General features: G+C 58.5%; 22 protein-coding genes and 1 pseudogene. 16 read left to right on the plus strand and 7 right to left on the minus strand.

Features of this window, described 5'->3' with window-relative positions:
- Nucleotides 1–28 precede the first annotated feature (28 nt).
- Complete coding sequence (locus ACOYA6_RS16210; RefSeq protein ID WP_039029884.1) at nucleotides 29–721, plus strand: aspartate/glutamate racemase; 693 nt, start codon at nucleotides 29–31, stop codon at nucleotides 719–721.
- On the opposite strand, the gene ACOYA6_RS16215 is transcribed toward ACOYA6_RS16210, so the two are convergent.
- Nucleotides 708–1,646, minus strand: coding sequence for a LysR family transcriptional regulator (locus ACOYA6_RS16215; RefSeq protein WP_422655004.1), 939 nt, complete (start codon nucleotides 1,644–1,646; stop codon nucleotides 708–710). The genes ACOYA6_RS16210 and ACOYA6_RS16215 overlap by 14 nt on opposite strands.
- A 119-nt stretch (nucleotides 1,647–1,765) precedes the next feature.
- Here ACOYA6_RS16215 and lysA point away from each other — a divergent pair, with 119 nt between their 5' ends.
- The gene (gene lysA / locus ACOYA6_RS16220; protein ID WP_422655005.1) at nucleotides 1,766–3,028 is read left to right on the plus strand and encodes a diaminopimelate decarboxylase; all 1,263 of its coding nucleotides are present in this window, start codon (nucleotides 1,766–1,768) and stop codon (nucleotides 3,026–3,028) included.
- Here the strand turns inward: lysA and ACOYA6_RS16225 are convergent.
- Nucleotides 2,998–4,035: a LacI family DNA-binding transcriptional regulator gene (locus tag ACOYA6_RS16225; RefSeq protein ID WP_039029887.1), complete on the minus strand. Its 1,038-nt coding sequence runs from the start codon at nucleotides 4,033–4,035 to the stop codon at nucleotides 2,998–3,000. The genes lysA and ACOYA6_RS16225 overlap by 31 nt on opposite strands.
- 291 nt (nucleotides 4,036–4,326) lie before the next feature.
- Here ACOYA6_RS16225 and ACOYA6_RS16230 point away from each other — a divergent pair, with 291 nt between their 5' ends.
- From ACOYA6_RS16230 to ACOYA6_RS16245, 4 genes are all read left to right on the plus strand, one after another.
- Complete coding sequence (locus ACOYA6_RS16230; protein WP_039029888.1) at nucleotides 4,327–5,664, plus strand: PTS sugar transporter subunit IIC; 1,338 nt, start codon at nucleotides 4,327–4,329, stop codon at nucleotides 5,662–5,664.
- Entirely contained in the window at nucleotides 5,661–7,088 is a 1,428-nt protein-coding gene (locus ACOYA6_RS16235) for a glycoside hydrolase family 1 protein (protein ID WP_422655006.1), read from the plus strand. The genes ACOYA6_RS16230 and ACOYA6_RS16235 overlap by 4 nt, the downstream gene beginning before the upstream one ends.
- 90 nt (nucleotides 7,089–7,178) lie before the next feature.
- Entirely contained in the window at nucleotides 7,179–7,952 is a 774-nt protein-coding gene (locus ACOYA6_RS16240; protein WP_039029890.1) for a GntR family transcriptional regulator, read from the plus strand.
- The gene (locus ACOYA6_RS16245) at nucleotides 7,949–8,425 is read left to right on the plus strand and encodes a GNAT family N-acetyltransferase (RefSeq protein WP_039029891.1); all 477 of its coding nucleotides are present in this window, start codon (nucleotides 7,949–7,951) and stop codon (nucleotides 8,423–8,425) included. The genes ACOYA6_RS16240 and ACOYA6_RS16245 overlap by 4 nt, the downstream gene beginning before the upstream one ends.
- On the opposite strand, the gene galR is transcribed toward ACOYA6_RS16245, so the two are convergent.
- A complete protein-coding gene (gene galR, locus ACOYA6_RS16250; protein ID WP_039029892.1) occupies nucleotides 8,386–9,402 on the minus strand; it encodes an HTH-type transcriptional regulator GalR in 1,017 nt (338 codons plus the stop codon). The genes ACOYA6_RS16245 and galR overlap by 40 nt on opposite strands.
- A 423-nt stretch (nucleotides 9,403–9,825) precedes the next feature.
- Here galR and aas point away from each other — a divergent pair, with 423 nt between their 5' ends.
- Entirely contained in the window at nucleotides 9,826–11,985 is a 2,160-nt protein-coding gene (aas, locus tag ACOYA6_RS16255) for a bifunctional acyl-ACP--phospholipid O-acyltransferase/long-chain-fatty-acid--ACP ligase (RefSeq protein ID WP_422655007.1), read from the plus strand.
- Nucleotides 11,978–13,171, plus strand: a complete 1,194-nt coding sequence (gene lplT, locus ACOYA6_RS16260; protein WP_422655008.1) for a lysophospholipid transporter LplT — start codon at nucleotides 11,978–11,980, stop codon at nucleotides 13,169–13,171. The genes aas and lplT overlap by 8 nt, the downstream gene beginning before the upstream one ends.
- A 106-nt stretch (nucleotides 13,172–13,277) precedes the next feature.
- Here lplT and ACOYA6_RS16265 read toward each other — a convergent pair whose 3' ends face one another.
- The 4 genes and pseudogenes from ACOYA6_RS16265 to ACOYA6_RS16280 all read right to left on the minus strand — a co-directional run.
- Nucleotides 13,278–14,318: an NADP(H)-dependent aldo-keto reductase gene (locus tag ACOYA6_RS16265; RefSeq protein ID WP_422655009.1), complete on the minus strand. Its 1,041-nt coding sequence runs from the start codon at nucleotides 14,316–14,318 to the stop codon at nucleotides 13,278–13,280.
- A gap of 116 nt (nucleotides 14,319–14,434) precedes the next feature.
- Complete coding sequence (locus tag ACOYA6_RS16270; RefSeq protein WP_039029896.1) at nucleotides 14,435–14,653, minus strand: YgdI/YgdR family lipoprotein; 219 nt, start codon at nucleotides 14,651–14,653, stop codon at nucleotides 14,435–14,437.
- Nucleotides 14,654–14,782: 129 nt separating this feature from the next.
- The gene (gene mutH / locus ACOYA6_RS16275) at nucleotides 14,783–15,475 is read right to left on the minus strand and encodes a DNA mismatch repair endonuclease MutH (RefSeq protein ID WP_138370526.1); all 693 of its coding nucleotides are present in this window, start codon (nucleotides 15,473–15,475) and stop codon (nucleotides 14,783–14,785) included.
- 143 nt (nucleotides 15,476–15,618) lie between these two features.
- Nucleotides 15,619–15,717 (minus strand): annotated as a pseudogene (locus ACOYA6_RS16280) (hypothetical protein); the annotation flags it as partial.
- A gap of 443 nt (nucleotides 15,718–16,160) precedes the next feature.
- Here ACOYA6_RS16280 and rppH point away from each other — a divergent pair.
- From rppH to ACOYA6_RS16320, 8 genes are all read left to right on the plus strand, one after another.
- Nucleotides 16,161–16,691, plus strand: a complete 531-nt coding sequence (gene rppH / locus ACOYA6_RS16285) for an RNA pyrophosphohydrolase (RefSeq protein ID WP_032613763.1) — start codon at nucleotides 16,161–16,163, stop codon at nucleotides 16,689–16,691.
- A 12-nt stretch (nucleotides 16,692–16,703) separates the two neighbouring features.
- A complete protein-coding gene (ptsP, locus tag ACOYA6_RS16290; protein ID WP_039029898.1) occupies nucleotides 16,704–18,950 on the plus strand; it encodes a phosphoenolpyruvate--protein phosphotransferase in 2,247 nt (748 codons plus the stop codon).
- A 185-nt stretch (nucleotides 18,951–19,135) separates the two neighbouring features.
- Nucleotides 19,136–20,008: a prolipoprotein diacylglyceryl transferase gene (lgt, locus tag ACOYA6_RS16295; protein WP_039029899.1), complete on the plus strand. Its 873-nt coding sequence runs from the start codon at nucleotides 19,136–19,138 to the stop codon at nucleotides 20,006–20,008.
- A 6-nt stretch (nucleotides 20,009–20,014) separates the two neighbouring features.
- Entirely contained in the window at nucleotides 20,015–20,809 is a 795-nt protein-coding gene (gene thyA, locus ACOYA6_RS16300; RefSeq protein WP_039029900.1) for a thymidylate synthase, read from the plus strand.
- A gap of 183 nt (nucleotides 20,810–20,992) precedes the next feature.
- A complete protein-coding gene (locus ACOYA6_RS16305; RefSeq protein ID WP_422655010.1) occupies nucleotides 20,993–21,457 on the plus strand; it encodes a prepilin peptidase-dependent protein in 465 nt (154 codons plus the stop codon).
- Nucleotides 21,448–22,011 (plus strand): prepilin peptidase-dependent protein, encoded by a 564-nt coding sequence (locus ACOYA6_RS16310; RefSeq protein ID WP_139563541.1) that lies wholly within the window; start codon nucleotides 21,448–21,450, stop codon nucleotides 22,009–22,011. Before ACOYA6_RS16305 ends, ACOYA6_RS16310 begins: the two co-directional genes overlap by 10 nt.
- On the plus strand, nucleotides 22,008–22,412 hold the full coding sequence (locus ACOYA6_RS16315; RefSeq protein WP_039029903.1) for a DUF2509 family protein: 405 nt from the start codon (nucleotides 22,008–22,010) through the stop codon (nucleotides 22,410–22,412). Before ACOYA6_RS16310 ends, ACOYA6_RS16315 begins: the two co-directional genes overlap by 4 nt.
- A complete protein-coding gene (locus ACOYA6_RS16320; RefSeq protein WP_138370531.1) occupies nucleotides 22,397–22,720 on the plus strand; it encodes a prepilin-type N-terminal cleavage/methylation domain-containing protein in 324 nt (107 codons plus the stop codon). Before ACOYA6_RS16315 ends, ACOYA6_RS16320 begins: the two co-directional genes overlap by 16 nt.
- Nucleotides 22,721–22,727: the final 7 nt, after the last annotated feature.

The following is a 22,727-nucleotide window of genomic DNA, read 5'->3' on the forward strand; positions in this document are numbered from 1 at the left end:
ACTGGATGAAACCGGAAAGGAGAGCACGATGAAAACGATTGGCCTGTTGGGGGGAATGAGCTGGGAGTCCACCATTCCATATTATCGTCTGATCAACGAAGGGGTAAAACAGCGCCTCGGGGGATTACATTCGGCGAGCCTGCTGCTGCACAGCGTCGATTTCCATGAGATCGAAGCCTGCCAGTCCAGCGGCGACTGGGAAAAGGCCGGGGAGATCCTGGCGACTGCGGCGCTGGGCCTGCAGGGAGCAGGGGCGCAGGCCATTCTGCTCTGTACCAATACCATGCACAAAGTCGCGGAGCAGATTGAAACCCGCTGTTCGCTGCCGTTCCTGCATATCGCCGACGCCACGGGCCGGGCGATCACGGCGGCGGGCATGAACCGCGTGGCGCTGCTTGGCACGCGCTACACCATGGAGCAGGATTTCTACCGCGGACGACTGACGGCGCAGTACGGCATTGAGAGCCTGATCCCGGACGAAGCGGACCGGGCGCGTATCAATCAGATTATCTTCGACGAGCTCTGTCTCGGCACCTTCAGCGAGGCGTCACGCCGTTACTATCTTGAGGTGATCCAGAAACTGGCCGATCGAGGCGCGCAGGGGGTGATCTTCGGCTGCACCGAGATTGGCCTGCTGGTTCCGGCGGATGAGAGCCCGATCCCGGTGTTTGATACCGCCGCGATCCACGCCGCCGATGCGGTGGAATTTATGCTTTCGTAACGGGCGAGGACAACAGCTGCTCCAGCGGGCCGGTGAGGGTCGCCAGCCCCTGTTGCAGATGCGTGCTGAAGGCGTCCACCAGCGCCGAGGCCGGACGGTGCAGGGGGCGGATCAGGCTCACCGTAAACGGCACCGAAATACTGAAGCGACGGATCACGATCCCGCTGTCGGCATAATCCAGCGCCGTCAGCGGGTTCACCACCGAAATCCCTACTCCCGCCCGCACCATGGCGCAGATTGATGCCGCGCTGTGGGTCTCCACCACCATCCGCCGTTTCACCTGATGCTCGGCAAAAAGCTGATCCAACAGCTGCCGGTAACTGTCGGTGCGCGACAGGCTGATGTAGTTCTCGCCCTGAAAATCCCCCGGCGTCAGCACCGCTTTTTCAGCCAGCGGATGTCCGGCAGGCAGGACGCACACCTCATCTAACGACAGCAGCTCGTGGCGGGCAGTACCCGCCGGGGTGGCGAGGGTTTCGGTCAGGCCGAGATCGTGGCGCTGGGCCGAGAGCCACTCCTCCAGCAGGGGTGACTCCTGCGGCACGATGGTGAGATTCACATCCGGGTAGCGGGCGAGGAACGGCTGCAGCAGGGCAGGCAGGAATGACTGGGAGAAGACCGGCAGGCAGACGATGGAGAGCTCCCCCTGGCGAAACTCGCGCAGGCTGTCGGCGGCGCTGACGATGCGATCCAGCCCGTACCAGGAGCGCTGCACTTCCTCGAACAGACGCAGCCCCTGCACCGTGGGGTGCAAACGCCCGCGCGTGCGTTCAAACAGCGTCAGGCCGATCACCTTCTCGAAGCGCGCCAGCTCGCGGCTCACCGTCGGCTGGGAGGTGTGCAGCAGACGCGCGGCTTCGGTCAGATTCCCCGCCGTCATCACGGCGTGGAAAATCTCGATATGGCGTAAATTCACAGCGGGCATGGCGGCGACCTCGTTGAACTAATCCATATCATTTTTGCATAGACTGGCGATAAAACGATATTTTTTATTCTCTTCGCGCTGTGGCGTAATCATAAAAAATTGAATTCCCGGAGAGCACCATGCCACGCCCGCTGAACAACACCGATACCTGCCTCAATGCCGACAATCTGCTGCGCCTGCCTGCGGAGTTTGGCTGCCCCGTCTGGGTTTACGACGCGCAGATTATTCGCGACAAGATTGCGGCCCTGCATCAGTTTGACGTGGTGCGTTTTGCCCAGAAAGCCTGCTCCAACATCCATATTCTGCGCCTGATGCGCGAGCAGGGGGTGAAGGTCGACTCCGTGTCGCTGGGTGAAATCGAGCGTGCGCTGGCGGCGGGCTATGATCCAAAGGCCGACAGCGATGCGATTGTCTTTACCGCTGACCTGATCGACAGCGCCACCCTGGCCCGGGTGCACGAGCTGCAGATCCCGGTCAACGCCGGTTCCGTGGATATGCTGGAGCAGCTGGGCCAGGTTTCGCCGGGCCACCGCGTCTGGCTGCGCGTTAACCCGGGCTTTGGTCACGGCCACAGCCAGAAGACCAACACCGGCGGCGAGAACAGCAAACACGGCATCTGGTACAGCGATCTGCCTGCCGCGCTGGAGGTTCTGCAGCGCTACAGCCTGAAGCTGGTGGGAATTCATATGCACATTGGCTCCGGCGTGGACTACGGTCACCTTGAGCAGGTGTGCGGCGCGATGGTGCGCCAGGTGGTTGAGTTTGGTCAGGATCTGGAGGCGATCTCCGCCGGTGGCGGTTTGTCGATCCCGTATCGCGAAGGGGAAGAGGCGATCGATACCGATCACTACTACGGCCTGTGGAACGGCGCGCGCGACAAAATTGCCGCCCATCTGGGCCATGCGGTGAAACTGGAGATCGAACCGGGCCGCTTCCTGGTGGCGGAATCCGGCGTGCTGGTATCCCAGGTGCGCAGCGTGAAGGCGATGGGCAGCCGTCACTTCGTGCTGATCGACGCGGGCTTCAACGATCTGATGCGCCCGGCGATGTACGGCAGCTATCACCACATTACGGCGCTGGCCGCCGACGGCCGCGATTTAACCCAGGCTGAATCAGTGGAAACGGTGGTCGCCGGTCCGCTGTGCGAATCCGGGGATGTGTTTACCCAGCAGGAGGGCGGGAAAGTGGAAACCCGCGCGCTGCCGCCGGTCGTGCCGGGTGATTACCTGGTGCTGCACGATACCGGCGCGTACGGCGCGTCCATGTCATCCAACTACAACAGCCGTCCGCTGCTGCCGGAAGTGCTGTTTGATAACGGCGTGGCGCGTCTGATCCGCCGCCGCCAGACCATTCAGGAACTGCTCGCCCTCGAACTGTTCTGATCGAACCAGGGTCCCGTCGCCACCGAATCGCGTAACACCAGCGTGCCGGTAAAGGGCGGGATCGCTTCGATCGGCTCGCTTTTGACCAGCCGGATGGCCTGATCGATAGCGGTCGTGATCATGTTATCGATAGGCAGATAGACGGTTGAGAGCGCCGGTTCCAGCCACTTCGCGCACGGCGCGTCGTCGAAGCCGAACAGCGACACGTCTTCAGGAATGCGCAGCCCCGCCTGGTGCAGCGCTTTCGACGAGCCCAGCGCCATATCGTCGTTACAGGCAAACAGGGCGCTGAAAGGCACCTTCTCGTTCAGCAGCTCCTGACACAGCTCGTACCCGCGCGTCATCCCCGAATCGCCATACTTCACCCGGTTTTCATCCCAGGGAATACCGTGCTTTTCCAGCGCCTGGCGATAGCCCATCAGCCGCGCCTTGCCGGTAGGGGTGTGGATCGGCACGGTCATGCAGGCGATCTCCCGGTGGCCCTGGCTTATCAGATACTCCACCGCGTTGAAGGCCGCCTCCTGCTGCTCGAAGAACACGCAGCGCTCCCGCGCCTGGCTGACGTCACGGTTGATGACGATAAGCGGCATCTGCACGCTGTTGATGAGCTTCATGATCGCTTTTTCGCTCATATAGCGGGTGTAGAGCACGATGGCATCGCACTGGCGGTCGGCCAGCATCTGCACCGCTTCCTCTTCCCGCTCCGGGGTGTCGTGACCGTCGGTGACAATCAGCTGCTTCCCGTGCGTTTCTGTCTGTCGGGAGGCCTGCTGCAGCAGGCGACCAAAGTAAAAACCGTCAAAGGTCGAGACCACCAGACCAATGCTGTTGCTGGTCCGGTTCGCCAGGGATCGCGCCAGGAAGTTGGGACGATAGCCCAGCTCTTCCATCGCGTTAAAGACCTGCTGACGGGTGCTCTCTTTTACCTGACCTGTGCCGTTCAGTACGCGCGACACCGTGGCTTTCGACACGCCCGCGCGCAGTGAGACATCCAGCATTGTTGCCATTCGCTATTCCTGCTTCCACGTTATGCACCGAAGTTTATCACAGACGTTCAGGGGCATAAGCCGGGCGGGAGGGGGAAAACCCCCATCAGGATCACGCTTTCTGGTTACGGGTAGCGTACCGGGCAAAAGTGGCATACCAAAGTGGCGATAATTCACACTCCGGGATACCTCTTAACGCGTTGGGAGCTTAATCACAGAACAAATCTTCACCAGAAGCTATTTTTGGTATGCCAATAGAAGCCGGCTGAACACCTTATCCCAATAAAGGCCCTTTTACTGAGGTATTACCCCATGGCATTACAGGAAAAACTGATCAACTCTCTGGGCAGTTTCGCCACGAAGTTCAACAGTTATCGCTATATCATGGCGATAAAGTCCGCCTTCATCACCTTAATGCCGGTCATCATTGTTGGCGCATTTTCGGTGCTGATCTCCAACATGGTGCTGGATCCAAAGAACGGCTTAGCCAGTTTCCAGTCGCTCTCTTTTCTGGCCGCGCTGAAACCCATCACCAGCGCCCTGAACTACGCCACGCTTAACTTCCTCAATATCGGGGCCGTGTTCCTGATCGGTATTGAGCTCGGGCGTATTAACGGCATCAAGTCGCTGTTCCCCGGCCTGCTGGCGGTGATCTGCTTTATCTGCGTTACCCCGACTACCGTTGAGATGATGGTCGATGGTGAAATGCACATGGTCAAAGATGTGCTCCTGCGCCAGTTCTCTGATACCCGCAGCCTGTTCCTCGGCATGTTTATCGCCATCCTGTCGGTGGAGATTTACTGCTGGCTGGAGGGGCGTCCGGGACTGAAAATCAAGATGCCGGACACCGTCCCGCCTAACGTGTCGGCCTCGTTCTCGGCGCTGATCCCGGCGATCATCACCACCACCACCATCGCCACCTTCGGCTTTGTGTTCCATCAGGTCACCGGCATGTACCTCTACGATGCGGTATACCAGGTGGTGCAGCAGCCGCTGGAGCGCGTAGTGCAAAGCCTGCCGGGCATTCTGCTGCTGATGTTCGTCGCCCAGCTGTTCTGGGTGATTGGGATCCACGGCAATCAGATGATCAAACCGATCCGCGAGCCACTGCTGCTGGGGGCGATCACCGTCAACATGAGCGCCTTTGAGCAGGGAAAAGAGATCCCGAACATCATCACCATGCCGTTCTGGGATGTGTACATGAGCATCGGCGGTTCGGGCTTAACCATCGGCCTGCTGATCGCGGTGATGATCGGCACCAAACGCAAAGAGATGAAGGAGATCGCCAAGCTCTCTATCGGCCCGGGGATCTTTAACATCAACGAGCCGGTGATCTTCGGTATGCCAATCATGCTCAACCCGATTCTGGCGATCCCGTTCATCATCACCCCGCTGGTGACCGGCTCCATCGGCTACTTCGCCACCGTCACCGGTTTTGCCGGCAAAGCCGTGGTGATGGTGCCCTGGACCACGCCGCCGCTGATCAACGCCTGGCTCTCAACCGCTGGTTCGATGGGGGCGGTGATCACCCAGGGTATCTGCATCATCACCGCCGTGCTTATCTATCTGCCGTTCGTGAAGATCGCATCACGCCGTGCGGAACAGGCCGCGATTCAGGCTGCAAATCAGGAGGCGACGAATAACGCATGAGCATTAAACAGATGACTATCCCCGGGGACTTTATCCTCGGGGCGGCGGCCTCCGCCTGGCAAACCGAGGGCTGGAGCGGCAAAAAAGCCGGGCAGGACTCCTGGATCGACCTCTGGTACAAAAACGATCGTCAGGTGTGGCATAACGGCTACGGCCCGGCGGTGGCGACCGATTTCATCAACCGTTTCCGTGAAGACGTGGCGCTGATGAAGCAGGCCGGGCTGACCCACTACCGCACCTCCATCAACTGGTCGCGTTTTCTCACCGACTATGAAAACGCGACGGTGGATGAGGAGTACGCCGCGTATTACGACGCCCTGTTCGCCGAGATGCACCGTCAGGGCATTGAGCCGATGATCTGCCTCGAACACTACGAGCTGCCGGGCACCCTGCTGGAAACCTACGGCGGCTGGGCATCGAAGCACGTGGTGGAGCTGTTCACCCGCTACGCCGAAAAGGTCTTTGCCCGCTATCACCAGGTGGTGACGCGCTGGTTTACCTTTAACGAGCCGATTGTGGTCCAGACCCGGGTCTACCTTGACGCCCTGCGCTGGCCCTATGAGCAGAATACCCACACCTGGATGCAGTGGAACCACCACAAGGTGCTGGCCACGGCGAAGGCGGTGAAGCTGTTCCGCGAGAAGGGCTATCGCGGCACGGTGGGCTGCATTCTTAACCCGGAAGTGACCTATCCCCGTTCCCGCGCCGCCCACGACGTGAAGGCCGCGGAGATTTACGACCTGTTCTACAACCGGGTGTTCCTCGATCCGCTGGTGCACGGACGCTATCCGCAGGAACTCTTCACCCTGCTGGAAAAACATCAGGTGCAGTGGGAGTACAGCGACAACGAGCTGGCCCTGATTGCCGCCAACACCGTCGATGAACTGGGGATCAACCTCTATTACCCGCACCGGGTGAAGGCCCCGTCCCGGGCCTGGCATCCCGACACGCCGTTCCATCCGGCGTACTACTACGAGCCGTTTGAGCTCCCGGGGCGGCGGATGAACACCTCCCGCGGGTGGGAGATCGCCCCGCGCATCATTTACGACATGGCGATGCGCATCAAAAACGACTACCGCAACATCGACTGGTTCGTTGCTGAAAGCGGAATGGGGGTCGAAAACGAAGGCCAGTACCGCAACAGCGACGGGGTGATTGAGGATAACTACCGCATTAACTTCATCAGCGAACATCTCTATTACACGCTGCTGGCGCGGGAGGAGGGGGCCAACTGCCACGGCTACATGCTGTGGGCCTTCACCGATAACGTCTCGCCGATGAACGCCTTTAAAAACCGCTACGGTCTGATTGAGATCGATCTGGCGGACAACCGCGTCCGACGCGCCAAAAAATCGGCCAGCTGGTTCCGGCAACTGCGCGATGAGCGCGTGCTGACCCTGACCATCGACGATGAATGGAAGTAGGCGAAGATCGCGACGATTCTGCTAACATAGTGCCCAAACTGGCCGGGAGGATGCCCGGCCCGCGCATTAACTCAGAGTACAGGTGATAACGTGGATAAGGCTGTCGTCCCGGCGGAAAAGAAGCAGTACCAGGAGATTGGCGAGGATTTACGCGCCCAGATCATCCAGGGGCACTATCCCGTGGGCTCACGTCTGCCGCCGGAGCGCAATATCGCGGAAACCTACGGCGTCAGCCGTACCATCGTGCGTGAGGCGCTGCTGATGCTGGAGCTGCAGGGCACCGTGGATATTCGCCAGGGTTCCGGGGTCTACGTGATGCGCATCCCCGAAGAGCACGAGAACGAGGAAGAGCGCCTGTTAACAAGCGACGTCGGCCCGTTCGAGATCCTGCAGGCGCGCCAGCTGCTGGAAAGCAACATTGCCGCCTTTGCCGCGAAGATGGCGACCCGGGCAGACATCGACAACCTGCGACGCATCATCGAGCAGGAGCAGCGGGCCATCGCCGCCAACGATAATAGCCAGGACAACAGCAAGATGTTCCATCTGGTGCTGGCGGGGGCCACGCAGAATCAGATGCTGCTGGCGACCGTCGAAAGCGTCTGGCACAACATGGACAGCAGCCCGCTCTGGCAGCAGTTTAATGCCCACATTGCCAGCCGGGCCTATCGCCTGAAGTGGCTGGGCGACCGTCAGACCATTCTCGCCGCCCTGCGCCGTCGCGACGTGATGGGGGCCTGGCAGGCGATGTTCCAGCATCTGGAAAATGTCAAAAAGAGCCTGCTGGAGCTCTCCGACGAGGACGCCCCGGACTTTGACGGTTATCTTTTTGATTCGGTTCCCATTTTTCAAGGGAAACCGGTGTGAATATCCAGCCGCTGTACGCCGCCCCGCAGCACGCGGAGCAGGTGATCGACTGGCAGTGGCAGGCCTTTGGCGACGGCGTGCCGCGCGCGTTTTTCGAAAGCATTGTGAACCACAGCCAGACCCCTGGCGCGCTGCCGCTCACCTTTATTGCCACCGAGGGCGAACGCCTGCTCGGCACGGTGGGGCTATGGCGCTGCGATCTAATCACTCGCCAGGATCTCTGCCCCTGGCTGGCGGCGCTGTACGTTGACGACGCCGCGCGCGGGCAGGGGCTGGCGGGGAAATTACAGCGGCACGTGCAGGCCCATGCCGCAGGGCTCGGGTATCGCGAGTTGCATCTCTGGTCCGCCTGCCGCGATTTTTATGAGCGCTACGGCTGGCACTACATCGGCGACGGTCTGGAATACCCGGACAAAACCGTGCATCTCTACCGCTATTCGCTGGCCGACTCGGCCGGCGGCACAACGGAGTGACGACGCACCAGCGTCGGGCTGAAGAGGTGGGTGATTTCCGGCGGCTGGCGTTTATCCGCCAGGGATAGCGCGAGCTCCGCCGCCTGCGTCGCCATGGTGACGATAGGGTAGCGCACCGTGGTCAGGCGCGGTCGCACGTAGCGCGAGATCAGAATGTCATCGAAGCCGATCAGCGAAATATCCCCCGGCACGTCAATCCCGTTATCGTTCAGCACCCCCATCGCCCCGGCGGCCATCGAGTCGTTGTAACAGGCGATCGCCGTAAAGTTACGTCCGCGCCCCAGCAGCTCGGTCATCGCCTGCTCGCCGCCGCGCTCGTCGGGTTCCCCGTAGGTGACCAGGCGATCGTTGCAGGGAATGTCGTTTTCGCGCAGCGCATCGTAGTAACCCTGTAGCCGGTCTTCGGCGTCGGAAATGGGATGGTTAGAGCAGAGGTAGCCGATGCGGGTATGCCCCTGTTGGATCAAGTGTCGGGTGGCAAGCCAGGCGCCATAGCGATCGTCCAGCGCCACGCAGCGCTGCTCGTAGCCGGGAATAATGCGGTTCACAATCACCATGCCGGGGATCTGCTTCATCAGATGCACCAGCTCCTCATCCGACAGCTTTTTGGCATGCACCACCAGCGCCGCGCAACGATGGCGGATCAGCTGTTCAATCGCCTGCCGCTCTTTCTGCTCATTGTGGTAGCCATTGCCGATCAGCAGGAAGTTGCCGGTCTGGTAGGCCACCTGCTCGACGGCTTTCACCATCGCGCCGAAAAAGGGATCGGAGACATCGCCCACCACCAGCCCGACGGTATCGGTGGACTGCTGAGCCAGCGCGCGGGCGTTAGCGTTGGGGTGATAGTTCAGGGACTCCATGGCGGTCAGCACCGCCTGGCGGGAGGTTTCACTGGCTTTAGGGGAGTTATTGATAACGCGCGAAACCGTGGCGACGGAAACACCCGCCATTCGGGCCACATCCTTAATAGTCGCCATTCTCTACCTTCTTGTTGGGGTAAGCGTTTACACATCAAATAGTGTTGCGGAAAAGTGAGGTGTATTCAAGCGCAGGGCGGTGAGGCAATTCACAAAGGTGATAAACGTAATCTGAAAGTGTGTAATCGTTACACAGCGAAGCGTGACAGACGCGGGTGAATTTGAATCTTTGGTTACACTTTGCCTCAGGCTGTTGCGATTGTCTGCTGGCAGGGAATTAACCCCCGTTGCTACAGTTGAGATCCCAGAGGTATTGATTGGTGAGAATTCTTAGTACGTACTGCGTACTCATCTCTTGCACCAACCTGCGCAGATGCGCAGGTTTTTTTTTGTCTCTATCCGGCTGTCGCTCCCACCGCACTTCTCGTGTAATCTGCCACAATTTACCGTAACCCTACTCATTGAAAGGCAAAGGAAGTTGACATGCTATTTGGGTTTTTCCGCACCTTATTTCGAATTCTGTTTCGCGTCCGTCTGACTGGCGACACCCATGCACTGCACGCGGAACGTGTTCTTATTACTCCTAACCACGTCTCCTTTATAGACGGCATTCTGCTGGCGCTCTTTTTACCCGTGCGCCCGGTGTTTGCGGTCTACACCTCTGTGAGCCAGCAGTGGTACATGCGCTGGCTGACAAAACTCATTGATTTCGTTCCGCTCGACCCGACCAAACCGATGATGATCAAACATCTGGTGCGTCTGATTGGCCAGGGGCGTCCGGTGGTGATCTTCCCGGAAGGACGGATCTCGATCACCGGCTCGCTGATGAAAATCTATGACGGCGCAGGCTTCGTGGCGGCGAAATCCGGGGCGACGGTGGTGCCGCTGCGTATTGAAGGCGCGGAGCTTACCTTTTTCAGCCGCCTGAAAGGGCTGGTAAAACAGCGCATGTTCCCGCGCATCACCCTTCACCTGCTGCCACCAACCACCCTGCCGATGCCCGACGCGCCACGCGCCCGCGACCGGCGTAAAATCGCCGGTGAGATGCTCCACCAGATCATGATGGAAGCCCGGATGGCGGTGCGCCCGCGCGAAACGCTGTATGAATCGCTGCTGTCGGCGATGTACCGTTACGGGGCGAAGAAGAACTGCATCGACGACATTAATTTTGCCCCCGATACCTATCGCAAGCTATTGACCAAAACGCTGTTTGTTGGCCGCATCCTTGAGAAATACAGCCAGCAAGGGGAGAAGATCGGCCTGATGTTGCCAAACGCAGGGATTAGCGCGGCAGTTATTTTTGGTGCCGTCTCCCGCGGACGTATTCCGGCGATGCTCAACTACACCGCAGGGGTGAAAGGGCTCAGTAGCGCCATCACCGCCGCGCAGATCAACACCGTGTTCACCTCCCGCACCTTCCTCGATAAAGGCAAACTCTGGCATCTGCCGGAGCAGCTCACCCAGGTGCGCTGGGTATTCCTCGAAGATCTTAAGGCGGAAGTAACCACCGGTGACAAGCTGTGGATTTTTGCCCACCTGCTGGCGCCGCATCTGGCGCAGGTGAAGCAGCAGCCGGAAGATGCGGCCGTGATCCTGTTTACCTCCGGCTCGGAGGGGAATCCGAAAGGGGTGGTTCACAGCCATAAAAGCCTGCTGGCTAACGTCGAACAGATTAAAACCATCGCCGATTTTACTGCCCGGGATCGCTTTATGTCGGCGCTGCCGCTGTTCCACTCCTTTGGCCTGACGGTGGGGCTGTTCACGCCGCTGCTGACCGGTGCCGAAGTGTTCCTCTACCCGAGCCCGCTGCACTACCGCATCGTGCCGGAGCTGACCTACGATCGGAACTGCACGGTGATCTTCGGCACCTCGACGTTCCTCGGCAACTACGCCCGCTTTGCCAATCCGTATGATTTCCATCGCGTGCGCTACGTGGTGGCCGGGGCGGAAAAACTGCAGGAGAGCACCCGCCAGCTGTGGCAGGACAAGTTTGGCCTGCGCATTCTGGAAGGCTACGGCGTGACCGAGTGCGCGCCGGTGGTCTCCATTAACGTGCCGATGGCGGCAAAACCCGGCACCGTCGGGCGCATTCTGCCGGGGATGGACGCGCGTCTGCTGGCCGTACCGGGTATTGAAGAGGGCGGACGCCTGCAGCTGAAAGGGCCGAACGTCATGAACGGCTACCTGCGGGTGGAAAACCCTGGCGTGCTGGAAGCGCCGACGGCGGAAAACATCAACGGCGAAGTGGAAACCGGCTGGTACGACACCGGCGATATCGTGCGCTTTGATGAGCAGGGCTACGTGCAGATCCAGGGCCGCGCCAGGCGCTTCGCCAAAATCGCCGGTGAAATGGTGTCGCTGGAGATGGTCGAACAGCTGGCGATGGCCGTATCGCCTGACAAAATGCACGCCACCGCGGTGAAAGCCGATGCCAGCAAAGGTGAAGCGCTGGTGCTTTTTACCACCGACAGCGAGCTGAAACGCGAGCAGCTTCTGCAGCATGCGCGTGAACATGGCATCCCTGAGCTGGCCGTGCCGCGCGATATTCGTTATCTCAAGCAACTTCCGGTATTGGGCAGCGGTAAACCGGACTTTGTCACCCTCAAAGGCATGGTTGATCAGGCGGAGTCGCATAATGAGTGAGTCAGTACCCACTAACACCTCCATCTGGTCGAGAGGGATGATGGCGGTAACCGCCGCCCAGTTCCTCTCTGCCTTTGGTGATAACGCGCTGCTGTTTGCCACTCTGGCGCTGCTGAAATCTCAGTTTTACCCGGACTGGAGCCAGCCGATCCTGCAGATGGTGTTTGTGGGCGCTTACATCATTTTTGCCCCCTTTGTCGGCCAGGTGGCGGACAGCTTCGCCAAAGGGCGGGTGATGATGTTTGCCAACAGCCTGAAACTGCTGGGGGCGGCCAGCATCTGCTTCGGCGTGAATCCGTTCATTGGCTACACGCTGGTGGGGATCGGAGCGGCCTCCTACTCACCAGCCAAGTACGGCATCCTGGGGGAGCTCACCACCGGGGATAAGCTGGTTAAAGCTAACGGGCTGATGGAGGCCTCGACCATTGCGGCGATCCTGCTGGGCTCGATGGCGGGCGGCGTGCTTGCCGACTGGCACGTGCTGGCGGCGCTGGGCGTTTGCACCCTGATGTATGCCGGGGCGGTGATCGCCAACCTGTTTATCCCGAAGCTGCCGGCGGCGCGTCCGGGACAGTCCTGGCGCTTTACGCCGATGACCGCCAGCTTCTTTAACGCCTGTCGCGTACTGTGGCATAACGGCGAAACCCGCTTCTCGCTGCTGGGCACCAGCATGTTCTGGGGTGCGGGCGTCACGCTGCGCTTCCTGCTGGTGCTGTGGGTGCCGACGGCACTGGGGATCACCGATAACGCCACGCCAACCTATCTCAACGCCATGGTGGCGGTGGGGATCGTGTTGGGTGCCGGGGCGGCGGCAAAACTGGTGACGCTGCAAAACGTGGCCCGCTGCATGCCCGCCGGGATCCTGATTGGTGTGATGGTACTGATCTTTGCCCTGCAACATGCGCTGTTACCCGCCTATGCGCTGCTGTTCCTGATGGGGATCTGCGGCGGCTTCTTTGTGGTGCCGCTGAATGCGCTGCTGCAGGAGCGCGGGAAGCATACCGTCGGGGCAGGGAACGCCATTGCAGTACAAAACCTCGGCGAAAACGCCGCCATGCTGTTGATGCTCGGGCTTTACTCGCTGGCGGTAAAAGTGGGTGTGCCGGTGGTGGGCATTGGCGTCGGGTTTGGCGGCCTGTTTGCGCTGGCGATTGCGGCACTGTGGGTGTGGCAGCGTCGGCGGTGATTTTGACCTTGTAGGCCCGGCAAGCAAAGCGCCGCCGGGCGATTATGCGGCATCGGAGCGATTTGTCGGGTGGCGGCTTCGCCTTACCCGACCTACGTAGCGTTTATCACGGTGCCGGGTAGGTATACACCTGATGCACCGCTTCAATCTCCGCTAATACCTCTTCGCTCAGCTCCAGATGGAAGCTTTCGACGTTGGTTTTCAGCTGCTCCATGGTGGTCGCGCCCAGCAGGGTGCTGGCAACAAACGGCTGACGGCGTACAAACGCCAGCGCCATCTGCGCCGGATCCAGCCCGTGACGTTTCGCGATATCCACATAGGCCGCCACTGCTTTTTGCGTCTGCTCACCGCTGTAACGGGTAAAGCGGCTGAACAGGGTATTACGCGCGCCCGCTGGTTTTGCACCGTTCAGATATTTACCGGTCAGGGTGCCAAAGCCGAGGCAGGAGTACGCCAGCAGCTCAACGCCTTCATACTGGCTCACTTCCGCCAGACCCACCTCATAGCTGCGGTTCAGCAGGCTGTACGGGTTCTGAATGGTGACAATGCGCGGCAGATCGTGTTTGTCCGCCAGGTGCAGATAACGCATCACGCCAAACGCCGTTTCGTTAGAGACGCCGATGTAGCGGATTTTGCCCGCGCGCTGGCACTCGGTTAACGCTTCCAGCGTTTCCAGCAGGGTGACGACGGGGGCGCTGTCGCTCCAGCTGTAGCCCAGCTTGCCAAAGCAGTTTGTCGCGCGCTGCGGCCAGTGAACCTGATAGAGGTCGAGATAATCGGTCTGCAGACGCGTCAGGCTGGCGTCCAGCGCGGCGCGAATGTTTTTACGGTCGAGGATCTGATTCGGGCGAATGCCGCTGTCGTTATTGCGGGACGGTCCGCTGACCTTGGAGGCCACCACCAGCTTTTCGCGGTTACCGCGTTTTGCCAGCCAGTTGCCAACGTAAGTTTCGGTTAATCCCTGGGTTTCCGGGCGCGGCGGGACCGGGTACATCTCTGCCACGTCAATCAGGTTAATGCCCTGGCTGACGGCGTAATCGAGTTGTGCATGGGCATCGGCTTCGCTATTTTGTTCACCAAATGTCATCGTGCCCAACCCCAGTTGGCTTATCTCAAGAGCGCTATGGGGGATACGGTGATAATTCATAGCCGGCTTCCTTATTAGACATGTTAACTGCGTCAGGAAACTCCCGACAAAGGAATATAAACATGACAGAGAGGAAGCGAAAAATCAAAAGGCCAGCAAGCTGCTGACCTTTCTTACTATCTTTCGATAATCTGGGAAACTTCGTCGCGGTTAATCTGCATATTGTTACCCTGCTGATCGCGGTAGCTGACCAGCCCGGTATCATCGTCGACTTCGGGTTTGCCGTCGGTCAGGATCATGCGACCATCTTTTGTGGCCATGACGTAATCGCTGCTACAACCTGAAACGGCAAACGCTAAACCAACAGCCGAGATTATTACTGCCCATTTTTTCATCTTTATGACCTCCACCTGGCTTGTATCTCATCTTAGTGTAGTAATAACTCCGCAGAGGGTTTTCTGAAAGCGGTGAAATCTGAAAAAACAGGCAAATATGTGATAAACGGCAAGATTCCGTTTAAAAAGTTACGTATTCAGTAAAAAATGACGCGCCAGCAACGCCCCCGTGAAGTTCTTTTTCAAATAAAAGCCCCGGGGCAGGGTGAGGATCGGTTCGCCACGCGCGCCGATGGCTTCGGTGAGGGCTTTGCTGTTGGCGGCTTTTGGCCGTAGCTGAAGCACTTCGCCGTGGCGGGCGGTGATGCGTTCAACCTGGCCCAGCACGATCATGTCCATTAACTCTTCCCAGTCCAGACGCAGCTGACGATCTTCCTCTTCGTCCGGGCTCCAGATCAACGGCGCTCCGACGCGGCGATCGGCCAGTGGGATCGCGCGATCCCCTTCGACCGGGATCCACAGCACGCGCTTCAGCTTATGGCGCACGTGACTGCTCTCCCAGGTGATGCCCGTATTGCCGGTTAACGGTGCCACGCAGACAAACGTCGTCTCCAGCGGACGGCCCGCGCTGTCGATGGGAATGGTCTTCAGCTCAACACCCAGCGCGGCAAAATCCTGTTCAGGTTTACTGCCCGCGCTGGCCCCCAGCCATAGCTCCAGCAGCACGCCCGTCCATCCTTTATCACGCCTGAGATCGGGAGGAATGGGCAGGCCAGCCAGAGCGGCGAGTTCACCCAGCGAGTATCCCGCCAGGCGCTGCGCCTGTTGCAGTAACACCGCTTCGGATGCAGGGGGAGAAGTCAGGGGAGCCAGGGGGAGCATGGTTATTGCCTTTTGGTTAAAAAATGAACAGCAGTTTTCCACCGCACAGGGAGAGTTTATCTTTTTCTTTTTGCATGCGCCAGGTGAATGATTTATATGTATTTTTATTGCTTTTGTTCGCTATGCTGCTAAGTGGATATCCCGGTTGTCCAAAACTGGTCACTGACAATAAACAGGATCTTACACCCACTTATCCACAGAAAAATGGGATAACTGGGAATAACCCCTACTACTGTTTCCATTTACAGCCTTGACGTGGGACGAAAATCGAAAAATCAGACAAAATGTGCCTAACTTATTGGCACAATCTGTGGATAAAATCAACGTTGTTCGATCTTTCATCAGCTCCAGGATCTTTCTGGTGACCTGCATCACACTATGCTGTGTATTTCACACAATTCATAATTTAACCACATGAAATATAGAGAGTTGTAAAAATCGCTAATCTCTGCAATATTCAGAGTGATCTGGGTTGTCCATCGGTAATTCCACACTTCTTCACAACTCTATCCACAGAAAAAGTGAATAAAATTGCCCTTTTGAGCGGTCATCTGTTTATAACTCAGCTGATAATTGTGAGTTATTCAAATGTTATTAGGCTCCAGGCCACAAAGAGAGTGGTTTACCGCCTCTCTGGAGTGTGAAACAATCGTTTATATATAAGGTTTAGTTTTGGGGTAGTCCGGTGATTGATGACGATGGCTACCGCCCGAATGTAGGTATCGTAATTTGTAATCGCCAGGGTCAGGTAATGTGGGCCCGGCGATATGGTCAGCACTCCTGGCAATTTCCCCAAGGGGGGATTAACCCGGGAGAGTCCGCAGAGCAAGCGATGTATCGGGAGCTGTTCGAAGAAGTTGGCTTAAGCCGCAAGGATGTCCGCATTCTGGCTTCGACCCGCAACTGGTTGCGTTACAAGTTACCGAAGCGTTTGGTGCGTTGGGACACAAAGCCGGTATGTATCGGCCAGAAACAGAAATGGTTTCTTCTGCAATTGGTGAGCAGCGATGCGGATATCAATATGCAAACCAGCAGCACGCCGGAGTTCGATGGCTGGCGCTGGGTCAGCTACTGGTATCCCGTTCGTCAGGTCGTGTCATTTAAGCGCGACGTTTACCGCAGGGTAATGAAAGAGTTCGCAAGTGCCGTAATGATGCTTCAGGAGGCCCCTCCTAAGCCGCAGAGCGCACCTGCCTGGCGACGTAAAAGAGGTTAAGCTACGCACATTATGCTCACCCGCCTGCGCGAAATAGTCGAGAAGGTGGCCAGTGCCCCACGGCTCAACGAGGCGCTGGATATTCTGGTCACGGATATCTGCCTTGCGATGGAAACCGAGGTATGTTCGGTCTATCTGGCCGACCACGACCGCAGGTGTTACTACCTTATGGCCACGCGCGGATTAAAAAAACCGCGTGGCCGTACCGTTGCGCTGGCGTTTGATGAAGGCGTTGTGGGTCTGGTCGGGCGTCTGGCTGAACCCATCAACCTTGCCGATGCACAAAAGCACCCCAGCTTTAAATATATCCCCTCGGTAAAAGAGGAGCGCTTCCGCGCCTTCCTCGGCGTGCCGATTATCCAGCGTCGTCAATTGCTGGGCGTGCTTGTGGTTCAGCAGCGTGAACTGCGTCAGTACGACGAAAGCGAAGAGTCCTTCCTCGTTACGCTGGCCACGCAAATGGCGGCGATCCTCTCCCAGTCTCAGCTTGCTGCACTCTTTGGTCAGTACCGGCAGACGCGCATTCGCGCCTTACCGGCCTCACCCGGTGTGGCGATCGCAGAAGGCTGGATGGACGCCACGCTGCCGCTGATGGAGCAGGTTTACGAAGCCTCGACGCTAGACACAGCCCTTGAACGCGAACGCCTGACCGGCGCGCTGGAAGAGGCCGCTAACGAGTTTCGCCGCTACAGCAAGCGCTTTGCTGCCGGCGCGCAAAAAGAGACGGCGGCGATCTTCGATCTCTACTCGCACTTGCTGTCCGATGCCCGACTGCGCCGGGAACTGTTTGACGAAGTCGACCGTGGCTCCGTGGCGGAGTGGGCGGTCAAAAAGATCATCGAAAAATTCGCCGAACAGTTTGCCGCCCTGACCGATGGCTATCTGAAAGAGCGTGCCGGGGATCTGCGTACTTTAGGTCAGCGCCTGCTGTTCCATCTCGATGACACCATTCAGGGGGCCAATACCTGGCCACCGCGCTTTGTGCTGGTGGCGGATGAGCTCTCTGCGACCACGCTCGCGGAATTGCCGCAGGACAGGCTAGCCGGGATCGTGGTCCGCGACGGTGCTGCCAACTCCCATGCCGCCATTATGGTGCGCGCGCTTGGGATCCCGACCGTTATGGGCGCTGATATTCAGCCCTCTGCGCTGCACCGGCGAACGCTGGTGGTTGACGGCTATCGCGGCGAGCTGCTGGTCGATCCTGAACCGGTCCTGCTGCAGGAATATCAAAAGCTTATCAGCGAAGAGAACGAGCTGAGCCGCCTGGCGGAAGATGACGTTAACCAGCCCGCCGCGCTAAAAAGCGGTGAGCGGATCAAGGTGATGCTCAATGCCGGGTTAAGTCCGGAACACGAAGAGAAGCTCGGCAGCCGCATCGATGGCATCGGTCTCTATCGCACGGAAATCCCGTTTATGCTGCAAAGCGGCTTCCCCTCTGAGGAGGAGCAGGTCGCGCAGTATCAGGGCATGTTGCAGATGTTCAACGACAAACCGGTGACGTTACGTACCCTGGACGTTGGCGCGGATAAACAGTTGCCCTATATGCCCATCAGCGAAGAGAACCCGTGCCTGGGCTGGCGCGGGATCCGCATCACTCTCGATCAGCCGGAGATCTTCCTGATCCAGGTGCGCGCCATGCTGCGTGCCAATGCGGCGACCGGCAACCTCAGCATCCTGCTGCCGATGGTCACCAGCATTGATGAGATCGATGAGGCTCGTCGTCTGATTGAACGTGCCGGGCGTGAAGTCGAAGAGATGATCGGCTACGAAATACCGAAACCGCGTATCGGCGTGATGCTGGAAGTTCCGTCGATGGTCTTTATGCTTCCGCAGCTGGCTGCTCGCGTCGACTTTATTTCGGTGGGCACCAACGACCTTACCCAGTACATGCTGGCGGTGGATCGCAACAACACCCGGGTGGCGAGCATTTACGACAGTCTGCATCCGGCGATGCTGCGTGCGCTGGCGATGATTGCCCGCGAGGCGGAAGCGAACGGTATCGACCTGCGTTTATGCGGTGAGATGGCTGGCGACTCCATGTGTGTGGCGATCCTGATTGGCCTCGGCTTCCGCCACCTCTCCATGAACGGTCGATCTGTGGCCCGCGTGAAGTATCTGCTGCGCCATATTGACTATGAGGAGGCCCAGCAGCTGGCGCAGCGCAGCCTTGAAGCACAGCTGGCGACGGAAGTACGTCATCAGGTGGCGGCCTTTATGGAACGTCGCGGCATGGGCGGGCTGATCCGCGGCGGGCGTTAAGCCCCGGGTATCCCTCGACCTTCGGGCAGAGGGATACAAACCCCTATACACATCTTTTACATCTCCGGCGCAACCTCCACGCTCGCTTGTGCTATGATTCGCAACTTTGGAGCGCAGGGTATTCCTCTGCGCGCTTCGCTACCGCTGTCCACTTTCAGCGGAATAACAACATCTTGTGGTGACAGATGAACAGTGGCTATCTGCATTTTCCGGAGTTTGATCCGGTCATTTTCTCAGTAGGACCCGTTGCGCTTCACTGGTACGGACTGATGTATCTTGTCGGCTTTGTTTTTGCCATGTGGCTGGCTGGCCGTCGCGCCAAACGTCCTGGCAGCGGCTGGACCAAAGACGAAGTGGAAAACCTGCTGTATGCCGGTTTCCTTGGCGTTTTCCTTGGCGGTCGTATCGGCTACGTGCTGTTTTACAACTTCCCGGTCTTCCTGAACGATCCGCTCTACCTGTTCCGCGTCTGGGACGGCGGGATGTCCTTCCACGGTGGCCTGATTGGCGTCATCCTGGTGATGATCATCTTCGCGAAACGCACCAAACGCAGCTTCTTCCAGGTTGCTGACTTTATTGCGCCGCTGATCCCGTTTGGTCTGGGGGCCGGTCGTCTCGGTAACTTCATCAACGGTGAGCTCTGGGGCCGTGTCGATCCGAGCGTATCCTTTACCATGCTGTTCCCGCAGTCCCGTGCCGAAGATTTGGCGCTGCTGCCGTCGCACCCGGAATGGCAGTCGATTTTCGATACCTACGGCGTCCTGCCGCGCCATATGTCGCAGCTGTATGAAATGGCGCTGGAAGGTGTCGTGCTGTTTATCATTCTGAACCTGTTTATCCGTAAACCGCGTCCGACGGGCTCTGTGTCTGGCCTGTTCCTGATTGGGTATGGCGCGTTCCGCATCATCGTTGAATTCTTCCGCCAGCCGGATGCGCAGTTTACCGGTGCGTGGGTGCAGTACATCAGCATGGGGCAGATCCTCTCTGTACCGATGATCGTCGCGGGTATTGCAATGATGGTCTGGGCGTATCGTCGTCCACAGCAACAGGTCTCCTGAGGAATCATGAAACAGTATCTTGAACTGATGCAAAAAGTGCTCGATGAGGGCACACCAAAAAACGATCGTACCGGCACCGGTACCCTCTCCATTTTTGGGCACCAGATGCGCTTCAACCTGCAGGAAGGTTTTCCGCTGGTCACAACCAAGCGCTGCCACTTACGCTCAATTATTCATGAGCTGCTCTGGTTCCTGCAGGGCGATACCAACATCGCTTATCTGCGTGAGAACAACGTCTCTATCTGGGACGAATGGGCGGACGAAAATGGCGACCTGGGCCCGGTATACGGCAAGCAATGGCGCGCCTGGCCAACGCCGGATGGCCGCCATATCGACCAGATCACCACCGTGATGAACCAGCTGAAAAACGATCCAGACTCGCGCCGTATTATTGTGTCGGCCTGGAACGTGGGCGAACTGGATAAAATGGCCCTGGCCCCGTGCCACGCGTTTTTCCAGTTCTATGTGGCGGATGGCAAGCTCTCCTGCCAGCTCTATCAACGCTCCTGCGATGTCTTCCTCGGCCTGCCGTTCAACATCGCCAGCTACGCGTTACTGGTGCATATGATGGCTCAGCAGTGTGACCTCGAAGTGGGGGATTTTGTCTGGACCGGCGGGGATACCCACCTGTACAGCAACCATATGGAGCAGACCCATCTGCAACTGACCCGCGAGCCGCGTGCGTTGCCGAAGCTGGTTATCAAACGTAAACCGGACTCCATTTTCGACTATCGGTTTGAAGATTTCGAAATCGAAGGTTACGACCCGCATCCGGGGATCAAAGCCCCTGTAGCCATCTGATGCTGCAATCCTGACACAACCGGCGCCCTCTGCGCCGGTTTTTTTATGCCTGCTTACGCGTTTTGCGAGCCTGTTTCCGCAAGAAATGCAACGCGCTGCAATCCTTTAAAAACCGCGGAAAGCGCCTCGTAAATCATCCAACTGCCTCTCGAATTGCTGATCTCCTCACGGCACCCTGCTGCCATGAAAAAGGAAAAGGGATTCACCCTCATGGAAATGCTGATTGCCCTTTCGCTCATCATGACGCTGAGCGCCGCAGGGCTGTACGGCTGGCGGAGCTGGCAGCAGCAACAGCAGCTATGGCAGACGGCGCGCCAGGTGCGGGATTATCTGGTGGTGCTACGCAATGATGCCTGGCGCAATAACCGTGACCATGTCGTCACCCTGAAACAGGACGGCAAACGGTGGTGCCTGTTAAAGACGGATATGGCTGAGTGTCGGGCAGACAGCGCCTTTGTGCTTATTCCGCAGTGGGGAAATATCAGCATCACCGAGTTAACGCCTGCGCTGGGGTTTTATGGTTTACGGGATACCGCCTGGGCCGGACGAGTAAGACTGCAAAGCCAGGCGGGCGAGTGGCTGATCGTCATCTCCTCGTGGGGGCGTATCCGCATGTGCAACGGCAAGGGAGAGTTCGCGTGTCGCTGAAGCAGCAGGGATTTTCTTTGACGGAATTGCTGATAGCCATGGCGATAAGCAGCGTGCTGCTGTTGAGCGCCGCGCGGTTTTTGCCCGCGCTACAGCAGTCTGTCACTGTGCTGACGAAACAGCAGGAGCTTGAAGAGGAGCTCTGGCTACGCGTAAGCAGCATCGGTAAGCATCTGCAGCGCGCCGGATATTGTGCAGGCGAGTGCGTTGGTGAGGCGCTGAAAATTGGGCAGGGTGGAGAATGTGTCATTGTGCAGTGGGACGAAAACAGCAACGGCCGCTGGGAAACAACTCCCGCGGCCGCGGCAGAACAGACCGGTTTTCGCCTGAGCGGCGGCGCGCTGGAAACATTGCGCGGCGCGACGCACTGCGAAGGGAAGGGGTGGGAGAGGATGACCGATCCCGACAGGATCAGAGTGCTGCGTTTTCAGGTGCAACGTATGACACGGGCGGGCTTTGCGCCGGAGCTGAGTCTGACGCTGGCGGCTTCCGTTAAGGGGAAGCGCGATGGCGGCGTTGAGGCGCACCACATCGTGACCGGATTTAATTTGTGAGCCGTGAGCGGGGAATGTCGTCGCTGGCGCTGGTGCTCCTGCTGTTAATTCTGGGCAGCCTGATGCTGGCCGGGCTTAATCAGCAGCTTGATTCACTGGCGCGTATCGTTAGTACAGAGCGCCAGGCGACAGAGCATCAGGCGATAGCTCAGTCCGCGCTGGAGTGGGGGAGAACGCTCGACTGGCAAACGCAGGGGGACTACGCATGCCAGCAGCATCCGCAACAGCCGTGGCGGGTCTGTTTGCGCCTGATAGAAACACGCGCGCTGCTTATCGCCAGCAGCGACAGCATCACGCTGTGGCGGCAGGGCGAGGTAACGGCAGACGGCGTACGTTTTTCGCCGCACGGCTGGAGCGATTTTTGTCCCATAAAGGAGAGGGCGTTATGTCAGCAACCGTAGCCAGACAGAAGGGGTTCAGCATGGTGGAAGTCCTGCTGGCGATGATGCTGATGGTCTTGGTCGTCACCGCGCTGGCGGGTTACCATCGTGTTTTAGCCAGTCGGTTTGTCACCCTTGAGCAGTATCGCCAGCTCTGGCGTTATGTTCACGCACAGTCACAGCTGAGCGCCGGGGATGTTCCCGCCGGCTGGCAGGTAAACAGGATGCAGACAACACAGGCTGGATGTGTCAGCATCTCGGTCAAACTTATTTCTCCTCTGGGTCGGCAGGGTCAAATGACGCGCCTGCACTGCCCGGTTAGCCAGTAGTTGGGAG

Source organism: Leclercia barmai, assembly GCF_049312895.1.
Taxonomy (GTDB): domain Bacteria; phylum Pseudomonadota; class Gammaproteobacteria; order Enterobacterales; family Enterobacteriaceae; genus Enterobacter; species Enterobacter barmai.

Excerpts from the sequence above, each read along its gene's own strand:
- aas (WP_422655007.1), top strand. The coding sequence starts at position 9,826 with ATGCTATTTGGGTTTTTCCGCACCTTATTTCGAATTCTGTTTCGCGTC.
- thyA (WP_039029900.1), top strand. The coding sequence starts at position 20,015 with ATGAAACAGTATCTTGAACTGATGCAAAAAGTGCTCGATGAGGGCACA.
- ACOYA6_RS16215 (WP_422655004.1), bottom strand. The coding sequence starts at position 1,646 with ATGCCCGCTGTGAATTTACGCCATATCGAGATTTTCCACGCCGTGATG.
- ACOYA6_RS16210 (WP_039029884.1), top strand. The coding sequence starts at position 29 with ATGAAAACGATTGGCCTGTTGGGGGGAATGAGCTGGGAGTCCACCATT.
- ACOYA6_RS16225 (WP_039029887.1), bottom strand. The coding sequence starts at position 4,035 with ATGGCAACAATGCTGGATGTCTCACTGCGCGCGGGCGTGTCGAAAGCC.
- ptsP (WP_039029898.1), top strand. The coding sequence starts at position 16,704 with ATGCTCACCCGCCTGCGCGAAATAGTCGAGAAGGTGGCCAGTGCCCCA.
- lplT (WP_422655008.1), top strand. The coding sequence starts at position 11,978 with ATGAGTGAGTCAGTACCCACTAACACCTCCATCTGGTCGAGAGGGATG.
- ACOYA6_RS16270 (WP_039029896.1), bottom strand. The coding sequence starts at position 14,653 with ATGAAAAAATGGGCAGTAATAATCTCGGCTGTTGGTTTAGCGTTTGCC.
- ACOYA6_RS16230 (WP_039029888.1), top strand. The coding sequence starts at position 4,327 with ATGGCATTACAGGAAAAACTGATCAACTCTCTGGGCAGTTTCGCCACG.
- ACOYA6_RS16265 (WP_422655009.1), bottom strand. The coding sequence starts at position 14,318 with ATGAATTATCACCGTATCCCCCATAGCGCTCTTGAGATAAGCCAACTG.
- galR (WP_039029892.1), bottom strand. The coding sequence starts at position 9,402 with ATGGCGACTATTAAGGATGTGGCCCGAATGGCGGGTGTTTCCGTCGCC.
- mutH (WP_138370526.1), bottom strand. The coding sequence starts at position 15,475 with ATGCTCCCCCTGGCTCCCCTGACTTCTCCCCCTGCATCCGAAGCGGTG.
- lgt (WP_039029899.1), top strand. The coding sequence starts at position 19,136 with ATGAACAGTGGCTATCTGCATTTTCCGGAGTTTGATCCGGTCATTTTC.
- ACOYA6_RS16235 (WP_422655006.1), top strand. The coding sequence starts at position 5,661 with ATGAGCATTAAACAGATGACTATCCCCGGGGACTTTATCCTCGGGGCG.
- ACOYA6_RS16320 (WP_138370531.1), top strand. The coding sequence starts at position 22,397 with ATGTCAGCAACCGTAGCCAGACAGAAGGGGTTCAGCATGGTGGAAGTC.
- ACOYA6_RS16305 (WP_422655010.1), top strand. The coding sequence starts at position 20,993 with ATGAAAAAGGAAAAGGGATTCACCCTCATGGAAATGCTGATTGCCCTT.
- lysA (WP_422655005.1), top strand. The coding sequence starts at position 1,766 with ATGCCACGCCCGCTGAACAACACCGATACCTGCCTCAATGCCGACAAT.